The sequence below is a fragment of the Bartonella sp. B1098 genome (genome assembly GCF_944896145.1).
GTDB lineage: Bacteria > Pseudomonadota > Alphaproteobacteria > Rhizobiales > Rhizobiaceae > Bartonella.
Genome location: NZ_CALYLP010000003.1, coordinates 565,970 through 585,934 on the forward strand (window position 1 = coordinate 565,970; position 19,965 = coordinate 585,934).

Sequence of the window (19,965 nt, forward strand, 5' to 3'; positions counted from 1 at the left end):
ATGAAAGCACCTCTGCATGACCAGCGTGAAAGTATGGAGTTTGACATCGTCATTGTTGGAGCAGGTCCTGCAGGGCTTTCTGCTGCCATTCGTCTGAAACAAATTAACCCTGCGCTTTCTGTCACAATTGTTGAAAAAGGGACTGAAGTTGGAGCCCATATTCTCTCTGGCGCCGTTGTTGATCCCATCGGTATTGATACACTCTTACCGGAATGGAGAAGTGACCACGACCATCCCTTCACAACCCCTGTTACCCGTGACCAATTTTTTTTTCTAAAGCCTCAAAAAGCAACACGATTGCCCAATATCTTGCACCCCAAAATCTTATCCAATGACGGGTGTTATATCGTTTCACTTGGAAATGTTTGCCGCTGGCTAAGCAAAAAAGCCGAAGCACTGGGTGTAGAAATTTATCCAGGTTTTGCGGCAACAGAAACCATCCAGAATGAGAACGGAGCCATCATTGGTGTTCTCACGGGGGATATGGGACGTAATAAAGATGGAACCCCTGGAAAAAATTATATGCCTGGTATAGCATTATTGGCAAAATATACACTAATTGCGGAAGGCGCACGCGGCTCTATTGCAAAACAATTGATACAGCATTTTAACCTTAGTAAGAATCGTGAACCCCAGAAATTTGGTCTCGGTCTCAAAGAGCTCTGGACAATTGAACCGCAAAAACACCAACGCGGTTTAGTGCAACATTTCACCGGTTGGCCCTTAGACAATCATACCGGTGGGGGTGGTTTTCTTTATCACCAAGAAAACAATATCATTTCTATCGGTTTTGTTGTGCACTTAGATTACAAAAATCCTTATCTTTCTCCCTTTGAAGAATTTCAACGTTTTAAAACCCATCCAAAACTCTATGAAATCTTCAAAGGAGCAAAACGCCTTTCCTATGGGGCGCGCGTGATCAGTGAAGGAGGATGGCAATCTGTACCAAAACTCACCTTTCCTGGTGGAGTGCTTATTGGCTGCTCAGCTGGCTTTGTCAATGTTCCTCGTATCAAAGGATCACACAATGCCATCTTATCAGGCATATTAGCCGCCGATAAAATTGCTACCGCTCTCGCACAAGGTCGCGCCCATGATGAAGTCAAAGAAATCGAAGAACAATGGCGGAAAGGGCCCATCGGCAAAGATCTTTATAAAGTGCGAAATGCCAAACCGCTATGGGCAAAATATGGGACAAAATATGGAATTAAACTTGCTGGTTTTGATATGTGGTGGCAACAACTGTTCGGATTTTCCTTATTTAAAACACTCTCCCATGGCAAGGAAGATTATGCCTGTCTTGAACCTGCAGAAAAATTTCAACCCATTGCTTATCCAAAACCCGATGGTATTATAACTTTTGACCGCCTTACAAGTGTTGCCCTTTCTAATACGCACCATGAAGAAAATCAACCTTGTCATTTAAAAATAGCCTCATTGGAAAAACAAAAGGACTCCGAATATGCAATCTATGGAGGACCTTCTACACACTATTGCCCCGCCGCTGTCTACGAATGGCTAGAGTCTCATGATCATCTAACGTATAGGATCAATGCTTCAAATTGCATACATTGTAAAACGTGCGACCTCAAAGATCCAAATCAAAACATCACCTGGACCTGTCCACAAGGCAGCGAGGGTCCCTTCTACCCCAATATGTAATCTCTCCCGCCAATATCATCATTGTTCGTTCTCCTAAAATTGAAATAGACAAAACGCAATGGATCAAAATATTTCCCTTAAGAATCAGAAATCTATCAATCACCTTCATGCATTAAGCTCTTTCACGATACAAAAAGTTATCCTCTTGTGAAGTGATCAACGATTTCATCAAGGAAGACTGAGCAAATAAGCCGTTGTAATGATAAAAATCTGCTGGTAAAAAGTGAGCAAAAATAACTTATGAGTACGGATAAAAATCTTATTGTGGTAAGGGAAATTTGATGAAGAGAAAAGAGCATGTGTGAAAAAGCATATTTTATAGGTACGCATGCTTATTCGGCCCCCATCATAGAACCAGGGCTTTATCTTGTAGCAACGCCTATTGGAAATCTTGCAGATATTACGCTTCGTGCTTTGCAAGTGCTGGCAAGCGCTGATATTTTAGCGTGTGAGGATATGCGGGTAACATGTGTTTTGTTGCAACGTTACGGTATTCAAAAAAAAGCTTTTCTTTATCATGAATATAATGCGCAAAAAGCAGGTCCAAAGCTCTTAGCGGCTTTAGCGGAAAACAAAACGGTAGCGCTTGTTTCAGATGCGGGAACACCGCTTATCTCTGATCCTGGATTTCGATTAGTTGAAGAAGCCCGTAAAGAAGGTCATAAAATTATTCCGATCCCTGGAGCCTCCGCTCTTTTAGCGGCTCTGATACCGACAGGGCTTCCGACCAATAGCTTTTTCTTTGCAGGTTTTTTGAGTGCCCGCAAAGCACAGCGTCAAAAACGATTGGAACAATTAAAAAAGATTCCAGCAACTTTGATTTTTTATGAAGCACCGCATCGTCTTATTGAAACTTTACAAGATATGGTCTCTCTTTTTTCTGCGGATAGACCTGCCGCCATTTGTCGTGAATTAACAAAAAAGTTTGAAACTATAGACGTTTCTAATTTGGGCAGTTTGTTGGAAAGTTATAAAAAACAGACACAGATTCGTGGGGAAATTGTTGTGCTTGTTGGTGAATCATTATCGCCTTCTTTAAATGTAATAAGTGATCAAGAAATTGATGAAATGTTATTAGAACACGCACAGACACATTCCGCAGCTCAAGCCGCAGCTTTGGTAGCAAGAAAGACTGGGTTTAAAAAGCAGGAACTTTTTCAGCGATTAATTTTTTTAAAAAATGCGTAAGACGATACAAAAAAAACAGAGACAAAAGTCTTTTTATCGAGGGATTCGTGCAGAAAAATTGGCCGCTTGGTGGTTGCGTTTCAAAGGATTTCACATAACCGAAATGCGTTTTAAAACAAAGTGTGGGGAAATTGATTTAATTGCACGACGTGGGAATTTAGTGTTAATTGTTGAAGTTAAAGCACGTTCAACGTTGACGGAAGCAATGGAAGCGGTTTCCCGAATGAATGAAAGACGAATTGAGGCAGCCGCCGATATTTGGCTCGCACGACAAAAAGATTATGCCCTTTTATCTGTACGCTTTGATTTGATTGCAATTTTACCTTGGCGTTTGCCACAGCATATCCCCGCATTTTTTACCTCTAATCAATAAAAGGCGCCCCACGTTTTAACCATACTCAATAAAAAACATTTCTCCTTTATGTATATATACGTTAAAAAGTCTATAACCGTTTGAGCGCTATAAGGAGCGAAATATGGATGATTATGAAAAGTTTGCAACAGGTTTGCTCATTGTTTTTGGAGCGCTGATTATTGGTGGTTTAATGGCAATGCATATTGTACTGATGAATAAACCAGGTTTTTTATTTGCATTAGCCGCAGCTATTGTTGGTTGGTTTTCTGCTTTTGCCGTTCTGTTTGACAAACCAAAAATCTATTTGGGGTTGATTATTCTTGCAATGCTCTGTGTTGCTTCTTCAATTAGCATTTATGTTAGTTAAAACACCTGAAATATTGATCGAGATTCCTTTTAAAAGATAAAACTGAGAAATAAAAATGAAACTTGGCTTTTTGGGAACAGGTACAATCAGCGCTTCAATGATTGATGGACTCATGACAAGCGCCTTTAATGTTTTTTCCATTATTGTTTCACCGCGCAATGCACAAACAGCAGAGCGTCTTTCACGCACTTATGATAAGGTTATGATCGCTGAAAATAACCAAGCGTTGCTCGATGTGAGTGAGTGTATTTTTCTTTGTTTGCCCAACCAAATTGCAGAAGGCGTTTTGCGCTCTCTTCGTTTTCGTCCAGAACAGTTGGTTATTTCCGTTCTCGCTATGGCAAAAGCAGCAGAAGTGGAAGCGTGGATCAACCATAAAGTTTATCGTGCTGTTCCGTTACCTTTTGTCGCAGAGTGCAAAAATTTGACACCCATTTATCCCGATCATCCCTTTTTACGCAGTTTATTTGATGCATTGGGGGGCACCTTGGTGCTAGAGGAGGAAGAGCAGTTTAATCTTTTTATGACAGCGGGTTCTCTTATGGGGGTGTATTTTAATTTTATAGAAACAGCCCATCAATGGTTTATAACCCAAGGGTTAAAAAAACAGCAATCAGCAGAGTTTCTTACCATGATGTTTGGAAATCTTACGGATGAAATGCGTAAAATTATAGCAACGGATCGTTCTCCCTCTCTTAATTTTGCACTGCTTGAAAAAGAGTTTTCAACAAAGGGGGGAACAAATGAATTTTTGTCAAATTACTTTTCTCATCAAGGGGGAAGAAGAGCTTTAACAACGGCTCTTGAGGCGACTTTACAAAAAATGAACGCTTCTAAAAAGACTTGATCAACATTTTTCTCATCTCAATAAAGAGAGAATTATGGATCGATTCATTTAGCTTTTTGTAAACATGAATTGATAAAATTGCCTGCTATAGCTCTTTCAAGAGCAAAACAAACGGACTTTTTAAATGTCTATCTCTTTAATTAACCCATCCATTTAATTAACATGAATAGAAATAAATTTTTTGACTAATTTTCAAGATACTTTTATAGTACCGAATTGCTTATAAGAAGATAATTTATCCTTTAACATTTGAATGAAAAGACTGACAAAGTCTTTTCCCGCTTTGCTTTCTTTTATAAGGAGCAACTATTTTGATGTCTTCCATCGTTGTGTTTTAGTAAACTCTCTTAAACAAACATAAATTTACAAGAGTTTATTTTTTATTTGATCAACAATTGTACGATACAGTTGAGTATGCTCGCCATCAGGCTGAGCAACAAAAATAGGGATTCCCTCATCTGAAGAAAATCGTAAAGCTGCATCAAGCGGTATTTCTGCTAAGAAAGGAACCTCTCGACGTTCTGCTTCTCCCCGCGCACCACCATGGCCAAAAATATCGTAGCGTTTTCCTGTATCAGGAGCGATAAAATAACTCATATTCTCAATCAATCCTAAAATAGGAACATTAACTTTCATAAACATTTCTATTGCTTTACGTGCATCAACTAAAGCAAGATCCTGAGGTGTAGAAACAACCAACGCACCGGTTAATTGTACCTGTTGCGCAAGCGTTAGTTGTGCATCCCCTGTACCCGGTGGCATATCGACGACTAAAATGTCCAAAGGTCCCCATACAACATCTCGTAACAATTGCGTTACAGCGGCCATAACCATAGGACCACGCCATACCACCGGTTTTTCTTCCTCAACCAAAAAGCCCATTGACATTAATTTAAGACCGAATTTTTCAAGAGGTTGAATCTTTTTTCCTCCCATGAGCTGTGGTTTTTGGTTAACAAGTCCTGTCAAACGTGGCAAAGATGGACCATAGATATCTGCATCCATCACCCCTGTTTTGAAACCTGAATCTTGTAAAGCTAAAGCGATATTGATTGCCATCGTCGATTTTCCCACCCCTCCTTTTCCAGAAGCAACGGCAATGACATGACGTACACCTTCTATGGGCATTTTTACAGGCAAGAAATTCGCTCTGCGTCGAGGTGCTCCCTTTGTTGTTTTTTCTGCTGTAAGCGTAACAATAACAGATTGGACCCCCTCCAAAGCGCACACCAGCTCCTCAGCAGAACGGCGCAATGATTCCCATTCTTGCACGCGTCCATCAGGAACTGTAATGGAAAAGAAAACCTTGCCATCAGCAATGAATATTTCTGAAAGAAGCCCCAACGATACAATATCGCTTTCAAGACCTGGTCCTTTGACTTTACATAACACGTTGCGGACAGCCTCACTTGTGATAGGATCCACGCTCTTTCCTCTCTATAAAATACCAATAAATACAAGCATACGAACGAAAAAATACTGACAGGTTCATCACCTAACATTTTCTACTTTAGTTTAAGAGTTACAAAATATAAATGACTTACATTTTATCTCTTTATAAAAAACGAAACCACTCTTGAATAAAAAACTCATGCACAAAATCTGCTATTAAAAGCCTATCAATCACGTTTGTGCGCTAACACTTTAATGAATATTTTGATAAGGATTTTATAAAACACAAAACTTGAGAAAAGCTCTTAATATCAAAATATTTTTTAAATTGAGCATACAATAATCTATCTCGCTTTCTTTAAGTCTTTAACGTTCTTGCCATTCATTTTCTGTAGACTCAACCGCTATTTTCTGACACTTTCAAAGTATCATAAAAAAGTGTCACAAACAGTTATAAGGTGTTTTGTATTTTTTCAAACGTAAGAAAAACAATCTGAGATTGACTTTTTTCATATTTTTTCTTATGGGTTAACAGCTGTCTGATAGGATAAAATTGTTCATCACATGCAGAACTGCTCATAAAACGAAGATTAAGAAGGGCCGCACTCCGCGGTATTTAAATAAATGAAACGTACGTATCAACCCTCTAAACTTGTCCGTAAACGTCGCCATGGATTTCGTGCACGCATGGCTACAGCTGGAGGACGTAAAGTTATTGCTGCAAGACGTGCTCGTGGACGTAAGCGGCTCTCTGCTTAACCACTTAAATTTTCACAACCGTTGACGACTACTCATTATTTCTTCGTTGTGAAATTTTTGTTATGAACCTCTAATGCTTGGTCAGCCAAGGATTTAGTGAAATTGCGAAATGTTCTTTTATGAAGAAAAAACATCCCTGCCGCATTCGCAAAAGAGCAGACTTTTTGTCTGTCCGTACAGGAGAAAAACGACGTGGTCCTTTATTTTTACTCGAAGTTAAATATCGTGAACAAACAACAGAAAGAAAATCTTCTCTTGTTGCGCGTGTAGGCTTCACTGTTACCCGTAAAAACGGGAATGCTGTGAAACGGAATCGTATCAAAAGGCGCTTGCGTGAAGCTGTAAGAGTTGGTGTAACAAACCACATGGAAGCAGGGACTGACTATGTCATTGTAGCGTATCGTGACGCATTACATGCGCCTTTCACATCTTTAATTAGTGAATTGAATCGGCGAATAAAACCAAAAACAAAACATCAGCAACGACAACAAGGGTACACGAATGGAATATAACCGCAATTTCTTTATCGCTATTGGCTTATCTTTCGTAGTGCTCGTCGCATGGCAATTTCTTCATGTTGCTCCCAAACAAGCAAAGTTACAAAAGCAACAAGTTATCGCACAGCAACAGCAATTGTCAAAACAACAGTCAGCCCTTTCTACGACCGCGACGAATTCTTCTGACGATCCCTCAACGCATCAAGCAACATCGCTCATCGAACACCCAATGACTCCTGAAATCCGGAAAGCTGTATTAGCCAAAACAGAGCGTGTCGCGATCAAAACAGATGAATTGGAAGGCTCTATTAATCTTGTTGGTGCACAATTTGATGATCTTTACCTCAAGAGATATCGTATAACCGTCGATAAAAAATCACCAGAAATCGATTTGCTGAATCCTAAAGGGTTCAAAACAACCTATCTTGCTGAATTTGGTTTTGCAAGTGCATCTTTGCCAGCAAAAGCCTTGCCACAACCCGATACACAGTGGCAAATAGAGGGAAACAACACAACCCTAACTCCTTCAACACCCATCACTTTAATTTATAATAATGGACAGGGACAAATCTTCCGCCGTACCCTTTCTGTTGATGATCATTACATGTTTACCATTGAGGATTCTATCAGCAATGAAAGTGATCAACCGATCTATCTCTCCTCCTATGCCCGCGTTGCACGTGCAGCGCCACCAGAACATACAAATGCCACCTATTTACTTCATGAAGGGATGATTGGTATTGCAGGGGATTCGCTCAAAACTGAAAAATATAAAACCTTAGCAGAACTTGATCCAAATCCTGATAATGGACAAAAGAGTATGACTTTTTCCAAAGTGACAGGAGGCTGGATTGGTATTACTGATAAATATTGGGCTGTAGCAGTTATTCCTCCGCAAGATAAAGAATATACAAGCCGTTTTATTTATTTTGATCGTTTGCAAACGCATTATCAATCTGACTTGCTAGGATCACCTTTAACGATTGCCCCCAATGAAACAAAAACCGTTACAAATCGTCTTTTTGCTGGTGCAAAACAAGTTGAAATCATTAATCACTATCAAAATGACCTAAAAATCAACAAGTTTGCTCTCTTAATTGATTGGGGTTGGTTTGATTTCATCACAAAACCCATGTTTGCCCTCATTGACATTCTTTATAAGCAAACAGGAAATTTTGGTATTGCCATCCTTCTGGTTACAGTGCTCTTAAAAACACTTCTTTTCCCTCTCGCCAATAAATCTTATAAATCTATGGCGCGCATGAAGCTTCTACAACCGCGGTTGCTAGAAATAAAAGAAAAATATCCTGATGACCGGAACAAACAACAGCAAGCAATCATAGAACTGTATAAAACCGAAAAAATTAATCCCCTTGCCGGTTGTTGGCCGATGTTGGTTCAATTTCCAATATTCTTTGCTCTTTATAAAGTTCTCTATATCACCATTGAAATGCGCCATGCTCCTTTCTTTGGCTGGATTCAAGATTTAGCAGCCCCTGATCCAACGTCTCTTTTCAACTTGTTTGGTCTCTTGCCCTATACAACGCCAGCATTTCTTATGATTGGTGCGTGGCCTTTGATTATGGGAATAACGATGTTTTTACAGATGCGGATGAATCCCGCTCCTCAAGATCAAACCCAAGCAATGATTTTCACATGGATGCCTGTTGTCTTTACTTTTATGCTCGCCTCTTTCCCTGTTGGTCTTGTCATTTATTGGGCATGGAACAATATATTGTCAATCATTCAGCAAGGTATCATGATGAAGCGCCAAGGAGTTAAAATTGAGCTTTTTGACAATTTGAAAGCCATGTGGAGAAAATCACCCACAAAAGAAGTGCAAGCCCCAAAAGAAGTGCAAGAATGACAAGAGATTCTTCCCTTTCTGGAATTTTTTCGCGCAATTGGGTTTTTATTCGTGGTGTCCCCGCAATACGCTTTCTTCCCCCTGAAGGGCCACCAGAAATCGCATTTGCGGGGCGTTCCAATGTTGGAAAATCATCTTTAATCAACGCACTTGTCCAGCAAAAAGGCTTAGCACGAACCTCAAATACACCAGGACGCACACAAGAGCTGAATTATTTTGTCCCCGATGGCTTCAGTGGACAACAAGGAGACCTTCCCCCTTTTGCATTGGTAGATATGCCAGGTTATGGTTTTGCTGCTGCACCTAAAGATCTGGTTGATGCTTGGACAAATTTGATTTTTAGCTATTTACGGGGGCGCACAACACTAAAGCGTGTATATCTCTTGATTGATTCACGACATGGAATCAAAAATAATGATGAAGATATTCTTGCACTCCTTGATAAGGCAGCCATTTCTTACCAAATTGTTTTGACAAAAAGCGATAAAATAAAACCAAATGCTTTGGAAAAATTAATGATGACCACACAAACAAAACTTCTCAAACGTCCAGCAGCGTATCCTGAGATCCTTGCAACCTCTTCAGAAAAAGCATACGGTTTGGAAGAATTACGTACTGCCATTTTGAAAACCATTGCATAAGAGAAGGCATTCATATTATTAACAATTTATTAAGCATAATTGCCAGCGGCTGCTAATGATCTTGTACTTCTCATCAAGCACCTTTATAAAAAAGGATGACTTGAAGGAATTCTTATCAACTCTATTTAATCGTGTAAATTATGCTGACACTTTTTCACTCTCCCCTATCCACTGCTTCGCGCTTCATACGCCTCATTCTTGGGGAATATGGTGTAGCTACTCAACTGATTGAAGAATATGAATGGGCAAGAAGACACGAATTTCTCGCTCTCAATCCCGCCGGTCATGTTCCTGTTTTTCTCGATGAACACGAGGTTCCATTATCAGGTCCTTTTGTTATCTGTGAATATTTAGACGAAACTCATGGAGGTTTGCGACAAGAAAATAAACTCTTTCCAGAAAATCCTTTAGATCGTGCGGAAGTCCGCCGCCTTAATGACTGGTTTTTAAATAAATTTGAAAATGAAGCAACACGTCATATTGTACGAGAACGAATCCATAAACGCGAAATGCCCCTTTCTATTGGCGGTGGGGCTCCCAATTCACAAATTTTACGCAATGCACGCGCCAATATCCCACCCCATATGAACTATCTCAATTGGCTCTGTGCCTCTCGCGATAGCTTAGTGGGTTCTACCTTGTCCTATGCTGACCTAGCAGCCGCCGCTGCTGTTTCTGTCCTTGACTTTCTAGGAGAAATTGACTGGGAACAATCCCCTGCTGCCAAAGACTGGTATATGCGGATTAAATCACGACCTTCTTTTCGTTCTCTTTTAACAGATCGTGTTCGAGGAATTGTTGCAAGTACTCACTATGCTGATCTTGATTTCTAGTCTCCTCTCACAAACACAAGTAAAAATGATATTTTACCTAAAGGAGACTTCCCCGTTTATAAATCTTTATGCCTGCCTATAAATAATACAAGAATAGATTGATTCATAATCCTATTGAACAGAAAATAAGAACCCATCATAATCTCTTATTTCAAGCCCTCTTATCCTGCACCCCCAAAATTATTTTTTGCTATATCCACAAAAAAACCAATTATAGAGATAGAGATAAAGATATTTAACAAAGGGTTTTAAAGTCTCTCTTTCAAGACAAGAGCTGCAGCACCATTAGAAAGCGAAGCCAAATAAAATAACAATGCTTAATGCATAGTTCCCCTCCATTCTTCCCAATCTATAAAAAAACGCAGTGGATAATATGCACACCATTTGCTCTTAATAAAAAAGTGCCATTATGATGCGTTTTTACAAAATAACAACTTTTTCAACTGGCCTCTCTAAAAAATAAAGAATCCGATCAACGCCCGTGTGTGAACAATCCAACTTCTCAGACATCTTCCTGTTTCTTCCCCCTTTTATGTGTTTTATTCACAGATAACATTTGGTGTGTAAAAATTGTATAAAATGCCTATGAATCATTTCAAGGTCCAAGAGCGAGCAAAACGTATAATGGTGCCAATTTGCGCTTTTATGAAAGGCAGCCGTACAGAATAGATTTTATATTATTCATGGAGATTTTCTCGTTATACCCTTCACGCACGCCATCACAAAACGAGCTTAAAAACATTGAGACATATTTCTTTAAGACAAGCGCATAAGTTAAGTGTATTTTATTTAAGGTGTTTATTTTATATGAAGGACGCGCCCCATTAAAGAACGAGAGAAATAAAAACGTCAAGCAATGAACAATCCTTATTAGGCTTTTCAAGCAAACCCCACCCTATCCATCACACACTTGAACAAAAAACATCTCTCTGTAAACTTGTAAATCTTATCCCACTTCCCCTAAACGATAGAATTTTACAACACAAAAGGATAAATTAAAGCAGGAAAAAATTTTTTCTATAAAGAAAAAGAACCGTTGGAAAGAGGGCAAGAATTTGCCATACTACGGGGCAGTAAAGCATCATAAGGAGATAAAAATGCGCCTTACAGTTGTTGGTGCAAATGGAAGAATGGGACGTGAGCTCATTACAGCAATCCGACAGAGGAAAGATGTAGAGCTTTGTGCTGTTCTTGTACGCAAAGGCTCACCTTTTGTAGGAAAAGATGCCAGTACCTTAATCGGTTCAGATTCTCTTGGGGTGTGCATCACAGATGATCCCGAAAAAGCTTTTTCAAACACAGAAGGGATTGTGGATTTTTCACAACCCCAAGCCAGTATTCTTTATGCTCAGTATGCAGCTCAAAAAAGCCTTGTCCATATTATTGGCACCACAGGGTTTAGCAAAACAGAAGAAAAAAAAATTGAAGAGTTTGCAAAACATACAACAATCGTCAAATCTGGAAATATGAGCCTTGGAATAAATCTTTTAGCCAATCTTGTAAAGAAAGCAGCCAAAGCATTAGAAGCCGATGATTTTGATATCGAAATTTATGAAATGCATCACGCGAACAAAGTTGACGCCCCTTCTGGAACAGCCCTTCTTCTTGGACAAGCAGCAGCTGAAGGTCGACATGTTATGCTGCAAGATGTACGTGTCAACGAACGCAATGGCCATACAGGGAAACGCGAAAAAGGCTCCATTGGCTTTTCTTGTTCACGGGGTGGAACAGTTGTTGGCGAACACAATGTCATTTTTGCCGGTTCCCATGAGCGCATTGTTCTCTCCCATACAGCGCAAGAACGCTCCATCTTTGCTAATGGTGCATTAAAAGCAGCTTTATGGGCAAAAAACCATGGAAATGGTCTTTATTCAATGCTCGACGTTTTGGGATTAAACGATGAATTTTAAACAATCAATAAAATAAAGGCAATTCAGAATGGGACGCACACTTGTACTCATCCGTCACGGACAAAGCGAATGGAATCTCAAAAACCTTTTTACGGGTTGGAAAGACCCTGATTTAACGGAAAAAGGTCATGCCGAAGCGATAGCAGCAGGAAAAAAATTGAACGAATCTGGTTTGAAGTTTGATATCGCGTATACATCTGCTCTACAGCGAGCCCAAAAAACAGCTCAGCACATTTTAGAGCAAATGGGACAATCAGATTTAGAAGTGATCAAAAGCTCTGCATTGAATGAACGTAACTATGGAGATCTTTCTGGTTTAAATAAAGATGAAGTGCGCCAACAATGGGGGCAAGAGCAAGTGCAAATGTGGCGCCGCTCCTATACAATTGCCCCTCCGAATGGAGAAAGTCTACGCGATACCGGTGCACGCATTTGGCCTTATTATCTTTATCATATCCAGCCTCATATTTTGCGCTCTCAAACTGTTTTGATCGCAGCACATGGGAATTCTCTTCGAGCTCTTATTATGGCGCTTGAAGGTCTCACCAGTGAGGAAATTATATCTCAAGAATTAGCAACCGGCATTCCTATTCTTTACACTTTTAATTCCGATTCAACCATTGCATCAAAGACAATCATCACACCTTAAACTTTCAAAACCATGATGCCACCCCAAAATTTAATTCAATCATTTTAAACAGAGAAAATAAATTCTATAATAATTTTATTGACAGAATTGCTTCACATGCTTAGATGATTTTTATAAGCCCAGATGGCGGAATTGGTAGACGCGCAGGTTTCAGGTACCTGTGCCGCAAGGCGTGGAGGTTCGAGTCCTCTTCCGGGCACCATCAACTTTATATCAACAGTAACTTTTTTTATTTTATACACATTCTTTTATGTGAGAGCCATGCAAATAAACATAAGGATATAGGATTTTTCAACACGTCCCTCAATTATTTTAAATCAAGACTTTTTTGCTCAATGCCCAAAGAACTTACACTTCTAAAAGATCAAAATCTTTAAAGCCCTCTCTAGAGCAGCATGCTCTTTTTTATTGTGTGTAATTTGTTATTTTTTAACGTAAGGGATACGAGAATAAAATTGCGGAAATAAATTTTTTCAATATGCCTCTACAAAGTATGTTTTAGAAAAATTCTAATAATTTTTTGAGCACGAGTAAGCTCTCTTGCATCAAACCATTTAAAACTCTCATACACGTGATAACAGTTTCATGTTGCAATAGAGTAAAAAGCTCCGATTTTGGAATTCTTTCGAGAAAGATAGAGACTCCTTTTCTGAAAAGAAAAGCCTTTTCTTAATCTAAGAGCTCTATGATTTTGGCTTCCATATCAATAGGTACAGACTTTTGCCAATCTTAACAGCAGATAAAAATTTTAAAGACACATCTAAGCTGTGTTTTTTAACCTTCTTTTTTTGTTCTATCTAAAACATGATACACTCTATTCAATCATCAGTATAACACATCTCGATACTTAAAAACGAGTGCCATAAGAAAATTTGAAGCCTTGTATCACTTTTTTTGTTCTTTCTCGAATAATCCCTCGATGAAAGTACCATAGCTTCACGTTAAGACTTTAGATTCTTTGCCAAACTAAAGAGACACCGGAAATTTTATGATCTGAATTTTAAAGAGTCTTATACAATGGTTGTGTTTCTTAACTTTTCATACTGGTCTCATTTTATTCTTCATTTTCGGAGTGTGTTTCTCGTGCTTCTCTATATCTTTTCCATCGATCTCTTTCCGCTCTTTCACAGTTTCTGTTACACAAAAAACAAAGAGTTCCTATAATAACCATAACGGATATGATGAGTACTATTGCAAATCCCACCGATTATTCCTTTTTCAATAAAATTGTTGCTAATCATCTCACGCATTCTTCCCCATTGCATCAATGAACAACTTTCTATTTCTTTATCGCGATATTTTCTTCAGGCTTTGAAGTTTGTTGTTTAAACGATCAACTTCGTGATTAAGCCTTTCAAGTTCTTTGTTGAGTTCATCAACATGTCCATAATGTTTAGAAATCACTTCTAAAGTATGTAATGACTGAGACTGATCCTTAAGCTGATCGACTTTGTTGAATCCTCGAAAAGCTTCTGTTCTTTTCTCAACATGTTCAAATAGCGTAAAAAGCTTCTCGATCCGCTCAAAAATTGCAGCGTTTCGTTTTTGCGTTATCTCATATTTATAAGTAAGTTGTTTGTTGTTTGGCATAGTTTTCAGCACTGCCAAATAGAGTTCCTGCTGTTCAAGAGCTATTCTCTTCAAATCCTCTACCGCTACCCCTAATACCTTCATTGTATCATTCCATCCTCGTTGCGCATTTTCCTTTTCAAACTCAACGGAATCCAACCTCTGAACAGCCTCATCCCGCTCCTTAACGACTTGGGAACAAAATAATTTATCCACGCCCGTATAACCACGCGAGGCGGGAATAAGATATGTCAGCAAAAATACGACAAGCAATAAGCCTTCTCTCAACAGAATTTTTTTTGTAAACATTTTTCTATTTTCTCGTACAAAATACCTTAAAATAAATACCTAAATTCTCATCAAAAGATTCGGAGTAAAATTTATTCAATCTCTTTAGAATAATCTACGATAAAAATAAAAAAGGATAAATTATACAAAAAAACAAATCTATAAAAACTAATTTATTCAACAGATTATTTATAAACTTTTCCGTTTATTTCTATATCTCCATGGGAGAAATTTAATCACTTTATATGTGAATTAACAAAGAAATAATATAATATTATAAATCACTCAAAATTAATATTTTAATTAATAATTATACTTGCCCCATAAAATGGGGCATATATAAAATGGATAAAAATAATCAATGGTCTTGAATGGTATAAAGATTATTTTTTAATGTAGATTTGTTTTTTTATCCGCAGCCATAAAAAATTGCGTTTTTTACAAAAATTCAAATTTATTCATTTGCTATAGTATCTTTTATTGCTACATTCCTTAAGTTAATTAAAGATCGTAGAATATAAACTGATAGGATGCATTTTTCTCAAATGGCATTTTTCAGAGAAAAATTGATTTAATCAATGGGGACAAGCAATGAACAAAGCTATCATTTGAGAGACAGGATATATTGTTATTTGTAAAAAGATGCCGTTTTGGAGTGTGCTAAAAAGTGTTTATAATCAATGATAAATGAGAAGCATGAATTGGGGGAATTTGGTTTTTCTTACAGCGCAGTAGATCAAAAAACGGTAGATGAAATTTAAAATTCACCATTATTCGTCATGAGATGAAAACTCTCATCTCACGTTTGACTTCTTTGTTTTTTCTGTCTGTAATCTCTAAAGACTATCTTCAATAAGCGCTCTTTTAGGTTATCATTTTCATGATAAAAGTAACGGTTATCGATTTTCTATTTAGGATACCGTTTTCCACAAGAGGATCGTCATTTCGGAATATACAGAAAAACATTCTCTTCAGTGAGAGTCCTCACTGTACAATCATCTATGGAATAACACAATGAACAGACCACGCACTCTTGCTCTCACCTATGGCTCTTATAATGCCGTACGCATGCTCATTGGTGTCTAGCATGCGATTTTTTTAATGTCGATGGGGGTTAGTCTCGCGCAATTGGCACTGCTTCAAGTTGTCTTTTCCACAACTATTCTCCTGCTTGATTTTCCTTGTGCTGTTTTAGCGGATAGATATCGACGTAAATATTCCGTGATGGCTGGTGCCTTTATGACGGGAGTATTTTATCTTCTATGCCTTCAAGCCCCTAATATGACGGCGCTTATTATTGCGCAAATTCTCTATGCAGCAGGCATTTGCATTATTGTCAGCGCCATTGATGGATGGATTTACCATTCTCTTGGTGATAAACACGATCACTTTTCGCATTATGCGCATCTTTATCACCAAGTGAACTCATTCGGAAGTATTTTCAGTGGGATCGTAGGCATTGGAACGATCTATTATTCTGGACAATATTTTATGGGATATATTATCTCATGCCTCATGATGGGAGCTATTTTTTTGGTCTTCCTTATTATTCCTGAAGAAAAGAAATCAGTGATTGAAACACACACAACAAAAACAATCTTGCACAATGCCAAGGAAACACTGTGGATCTTTCAAAACACCTTGGGAGGCGCATGGTTTATTTTCCTCATGTGTCTTTTTAGCGCTGGAATTCAGATTATTTATCATTTCTGGCAACCAATTATCCTTGCAGGGGGAAAAATTGATCACCTCAATGGTTCGCAAATGTTGCTCCTCATGTGCTGTCATATTGGAGCCTTTTCAGCTCAGTATTTTTCAAATTTACTCATGTCTAAGTATCATATTCTTGATAAAAAATATAAGGATTCTATTAAATATTTTTCCTTCTTTTCTTCTCTGATGTGCATTGCACTCTATTTTTTCGTTCATAACAATCAAACAGCTGCATCCGTCATTGCGTTCTCTTTAATTCATGGATTTATTTGCACTGTCCCGATAGGAGCAAAAAGCTTATTTTTCTCAGAACTGAATCAAACACAAACGCAGCATATTTCTGGTGTTATCGGTGCTGTATCTTTTAGCGGCAGACTATTTTCAATTACCGTATTAAGTATTATTTCTTTTCTTCCTGCAAAAATTTCTCCCTCTTATTACCTCATCTTACCGACCCTTACTTTTTTCCTATGTGGTTTGGTCATCATGAGATGGATAAAACACTCTCAAAAGTCTTAATAAGAGGAAAACCAACCCCGACAAAGTTTTTTCTAAAAGATTTCCTTCTAAAAGAGATCGAGACTTTTTTAGACCCTTGCCATATCGAGCTTTCAACAGACACCATATTGATAAAACAATAATTTATAATAATCATAGACCGAACTCGAATATCGTAAGATTTTTTCAAATCTGATTTATCTTGAATCAATCAAAATCATTTGCTTGCACGTCAAAAGCGAGGCTGGCGTATGAGTAAAAACGATGTTAAAAGGAAAGAGAATTCTTAATAAACGCTCAGTGTCAAGAGCTATTGCCACACGCGCTTAAAATTCCTACACTTAACTATAATGCACTGATTTTATAGAAGAATGGCGGAGAGGAAGAGATTCGAACTCTCGAGAGCTTTTTGAGCCCTACTCCCTTAGCAGGGGAGCGCCTTCGACCACTCGGCCACCTCTCCAAGGAGAGGCATAAATGGTATCAATAGAAAGTTCAAGACATTTTCGATTTTTTTCCCAAATATCTGAAATTTTTTTTCTTTATTCACTCCATGGGGCCCAAAGTTAACGAAACAAACATTGTGTCTTTTTTACCACATCTTCACGAATAGTATATAGATACATTACAAAAAGTTCATTTCATATTTGAAACTCTAGAAAGATTAGTATAGCTAGAATGATAAGTACCGCGTATTTTACTTATGCCTTTGTCTTTAATGCATTAGGCAAATGATATTCTTTAGAAGAAAATTAAACGGACCTTCGGAGATCCCATATGAATATTAAATCCCTCTTTTTAAGCTCTACAGCAGCTTTTTTAGCAATTTCTGGAGCGCATGCTGCTTCAACAGTTGTTGCCGAACCTGAACCCGTAGAATATGTTCGCGTTTGTGATGCCTACGGAAAAGGATATTTCTATATCCCTGGAACGGAGACCTGTATGCGTTTGTCAGGAAGTGTTCGTGCTGATTTTGTTGGCGGTGGTAATATCGATGCAACCAACGAAGCTGAACTGAACAACAAAAGAAAAACCTATGGCTCATCATCACGGCTTACTCTTGTTTTTCAAGCCGCTTCTGAAACAGAAATGGGAACCCTTCGTTCATATGCGAGAATTTTCTCAAGCTGGAGTGATGGTAAAAATGGTGCTGGTGCAAAACTTTCAGCCGCTTATATTGAACTGGGTGGCTTTCGTGTAGGTCTTGACGATACCATTTTCAACAGCTGGACTGGTGGGTATGGGAATGTTCTCAATGATGACAGTATAGCGCCTGCCGGCACAACACGCACCAATTTTATTTCCTATACCTTTAACGGTGATTCCGGATTTTCTGCTATTATCGGAGTTGAAGTAGGCAATAATGCAGATTCTCTTCCTGAGGCCAAAGTAACAAGAGAAATAGGAGAAAACTATATTGAGAAAGATGGGAAACTTATTTCTGTCACAGACGATACGCTTCCAAGTAAAGGAATTAAGAATTATACCCCCAATGTGGTCTTGGGTATAAAGTTTATGCAACAATGGGGTGGTTTTTCAGCTGTTGCCGCATATGATGCTTACTACAAAAAGTGGGCTGGGAAAATTCGTGCAGATTTCAATGTTAACGATCATTTCAACCTATGGGTGATGGCTGGCTATAAAAATGGTGTTGATTACTACACAGAAAATGCAGGGGGTGAGTTATCACGACACAGCACAACGATCTATGCAAACTGGGGTGGTAAATGGGCTGCTTGGGCAGGTGCCACTTACAAACTCACGCCAAAAGCAGATTTGAATGCTCAAGTTTCTTATAGTGCTGTAAAAACCTTTGCAACATCTGTCAATATTGCATACACGCTGGTTCCAGGGTTTGTGATTACACCTGAATTAACCTACGTTTCTTGGAACGATGATCGCGTTATAAAGGATGCACATGAGAATAAAAAACGTCTCTTTCATGGAAAAAGTGCGTTCCAAGGTATGATCCGTTTACAGCGTTCATTCTAATTTTGTTAAGCTAAGCTACGGCTTTAAAAAAACTGGCAACTCATGTTGCCAGTTTTTATTTTTTGCAATCAAATATCATGAGCAATCTTTCCGGATACTTATTTTCTTAATCCTTCTAACAAAAGGTGACTTAATTTCACAAAAATATTCTTAGAAAGTTAACCTTATGAGTTTGACAAAAACGACTTCATAGGATGTTAGCCATCAATTCAAACAATCTCTTTCTTGCTCTTTAAAGCGTGCCCCATTGCTTTATTCCCCAATTTGGTCTTTCTTTTGGTAAATTATACCTAACTTTTGTAATTTAAGACATGATCTTCTCAAGTAAGTCCCTCCCTGAATATTCAGTTTAACTGTATTGAACAAGGGAGCTCATTCGCCCTTAAAGAACAAAGTTTCCGACCCGCACTCAGTTTGTAAATAATTCAATTGCTCTGGGGAGACACTTGACTGTGTTCTTTATGATTATTTGCATAAGGCTCTACAGACAAGTTCCACCCTTAATATTTTCCACTCTCTATTTTTAAAATACTTCAATTAAGTATTGTCTTTTTTATGCCCCTGTATCATACTTTTAATGATGGTGTTTTACAGCATAATAGAATAAAATATTGAAGCAAAATAGTACATTGATTTATAATGATAATTTATCTTTATTCAACTTGAATGAGAAACCTGAATACCGTCAGATTCTCTCATTTCAAATTCCTCCCTGTTGAATCAAGCACAATCATCTCCTTGCGCGTCACAAAAAAGATTGGCGTATAAATAAAAGCTGAATAAAAAAGAACAACAAACGCCTATGAATCGTTACAATGTCAAAGACTGTCGTGCAATATTGAAAACAAGCAAAGTGTGTAAGGCTTTTATGAAATGTCGGGATGATGATGCACAATAGACGATACACTTCACAGAGGATTTTACACTCTTTACGAATA

General features: G+C 38.2%; 15 protein-coding genes, 2 tRNA genes and 1 pseudogene. 15 read left to right on the forward strand and 3 right to left on the reverse strand.

The annotated features are described in order from the left end of the window. The 5 genes from NNJ85_RS06860 (at position 1) to NNJ85_RS06880 (ending at position 4,419) form a co-directional block, all read left to right on the forward strand. Complete coding sequence (locus NNJ85_RS06860) at positions 1 to 1,662, forward strand: electron transfer flavoprotein-ubiquinone oxidoreductase (protein ID WP_254474692.1); 1,662 nt, start codon at positions 1 to 3, stop codon at positions 1,660 to 1,662. A gap of 297 nt (positions 1,663 to 1,959) precedes the next feature. Further along, positions 1,960 to 2,850 carry a 16S rRNA (cytidine(1402)-2'-O)-methyltransferase gene (gene rsmI, locus NNJ85_RS06865; RefSeq protein WP_254474703.1) on the forward strand — a complete coding sequence of 297 codons (891 nt, stop codon included), beginning with the start codon at positions 1,960 to 1,962 and terminating at the stop codon, positions 2,848 to 2,850. 4 nt (positions 2,851 to 2,854) lie between these two features. Continuing rightward, positions 2,855 to 3,223 (forward strand): YraN family protein, encoded by a 369-nt coding sequence (locus NNJ85_RS06870; RefSeq protein WP_254474904.1) that lies wholly within the window; start codon positions 2,855 to 2,857, stop codon positions 3,221 to 3,223. 103 nt (positions 3,224 to 3,326) lie between these two features. Next, positions 3,327 to 3,572 (forward strand): hypothetical protein, encoded by a 246-nt coding sequence (locus NNJ85_RS06875; protein ID WP_005773112.1) that lies wholly within the window; start codon positions 3,327 to 3,329, stop codon positions 3,570 to 3,572. Between the two features lie 55 nt (positions 3,573 to 3,627). Next, positions 3,628 to 4,419: a pyrroline-5-carboxylate reductase gene (locus NNJ85_RS06880; protein ID WP_254474705.1), complete on the forward strand. Its 792-nt coding sequence runs from the start codon at positions 3,628 to 3,630 to the stop codon at positions 4,417 to 4,419. Positions 4,420 to 4,782: 363 nt separating this feature from the next. Here NNJ85_RS06880 and NNJ85_RS06885 read toward each other — a convergent pair whose 3' ends face one another. Next, positions 4,783 to 5,844: an Mrp/NBP35 family ATP-binding protein gene (locus NNJ85_RS06885; RefSeq protein WP_254474707.1), complete on the reverse strand. Its 1,062-nt coding sequence runs from the start codon at positions 5,842 to 5,844 to the stop codon at positions 4,783 to 4,785. 591 nt (positions 5,845 to 6,435) lie between these two features. Here NNJ85_RS06885 and rpmH point away from each other — a divergent pair. The 8 genes from rpmH (at position 6,436) to NNJ85_RS06925 (ending at position 13,169) form a co-directional block, all read left to right on the forward strand. Continuing rightward, positions 6,436 to 6,570 carry a 50S ribosomal protein L34 gene (gene rpmH / locus NNJ85_RS06890; RefSeq protein ID WP_005864709.1) on the forward strand — a complete coding sequence of 45 codons (135 nt, stop codon included), beginning with the start codon at positions 6,436 to 6,438 and terminating at the stop codon, positions 6,568 to 6,570. A gap of 119 nt (positions 6,571 to 6,689) precedes the next feature. Beyond that, the gene (rnpA, locus tag NNJ85_RS06895; RefSeq protein ID WP_254474709.1) at positions 6,690 to 7,082 is read left to right on the forward strand and encodes a ribonuclease P protein component; all 393 of its coding nucleotides are present in this window, start codon (positions 6,690 to 6,692) and stop codon (positions 7,080 to 7,082) included. Further along, a complete protein-coding gene (gene yidC, locus NNJ85_RS06900; protein WP_254474710.1) occupies positions 7,072 to 8,934 on the forward strand; it encodes a membrane protein insertase YidC in 1,863 nt (620 codons plus the stop codon). The genes rnpA and yidC overlap by 11 nt, the downstream gene beginning before the upstream one ends. Next, positions 8,931 to 9,575: a ribosome biogenesis GTP-binding protein YihA/YsxC gene (gene yihA / locus NNJ85_RS06905; RefSeq protein WP_254474712.1), complete on the forward strand. Its 645-nt coding sequence runs from the start codon at positions 8,931 to 8,933 to the stop codon at positions 9,573 to 9,575. Before yidC ends, yihA begins: the two co-directional genes overlap by 4 nt. Positions 9,576 to 9,715: 140 nt before the next feature. Continuing rightward, complete coding sequence (locus NNJ85_RS06910; RefSeq protein ID WP_254474714.1) at positions 9,716 to 10,408, forward strand: glutathione S-transferase family protein; 693 nt, start codon at positions 9,716 to 9,718, stop codon at positions 10,406 to 10,408. 1,097 nt (positions 10,409 to 11,505) lie between these two features. Beyond that, positions 11,506 to 12,318, forward strand: a complete 813-nt coding sequence (gene dapB, locus NNJ85_RS06915; protein WP_254474716.1) for a 4-hydroxy-tetrahydrodipicolinate reductase — start codon at positions 11,506 to 11,508, stop codon at positions 12,316 to 12,318. A 28-nt stretch (positions 12,319 to 12,346) separates the two neighbouring features. Beyond that, positions 12,347 to 12,967 carry a 2,3-bisphosphoglycerate-dependent phosphoglycerate mutase gene (locus NNJ85_RS06920; protein ID WP_254474717.1) on the forward strand — a complete coding sequence of 207 codons (621 nt, stop codon included), beginning with the start codon at positions 12,347 to 12,349 and terminating at the stop codon, positions 12,965 to 12,967. Between the two features lie 117 nt (positions 12,968 to 13,084). Next, positions 13,085 to 13,169: transfer RNA gene (locus NNJ85_RS06925), tRNA-Leu, on the forward strand. A gap of 1,085 nt (positions 13,170 to 14,254) precedes the next feature. On the opposite strand, the gene NNJ85_RS06930 is transcribed toward NNJ85_RS06925, so the two are convergent. Beyond that, positions 14,255 to 14,845 (reverse strand): hypothetical protein, encoded by a 591-nt coding sequence (locus NNJ85_RS06930; protein WP_254474719.1) that lies wholly within the window; start codon positions 14,843 to 14,845, stop codon positions 14,255 to 14,257. 993 nt (positions 14,846 to 15,838) lie between these two features. On the opposite strand from NNJ85_RS06930, the pseudogene NNJ85_RS06935 reads away from it, so the two are divergent. After that, a pseudogene (locus NNJ85_RS06935) lies at positions 15,839 to 17,056 on the forward strand (MFS transporter). Between the two features lie 351 nt (positions 17,057 to 17,407). On the opposite strand, the gene NNJ85_RS06940 reads toward NNJ85_RS06935, so the two are convergent. Then, positions 17,408 to 17,498 (reverse strand) — tRNA-Ser (locus NNJ85_RS06940). Positions 17,499 to 17,812: 314 nt separating this feature from the next. Between NNJ85_RS06940 and NNJ85_RS06945 the strand changes: the two genes are divergently transcribed. After that, a complete protein-coding gene (locus tag NNJ85_RS06945) occupies positions 17,813 to 19,027 on the forward strand; it encodes a porin (protein ID WP_254474722.1) in 1,215 nt (404 codons plus the stop codon). Positions 19,028 to 19,965 lie beyond the last annotated feature (938 nt).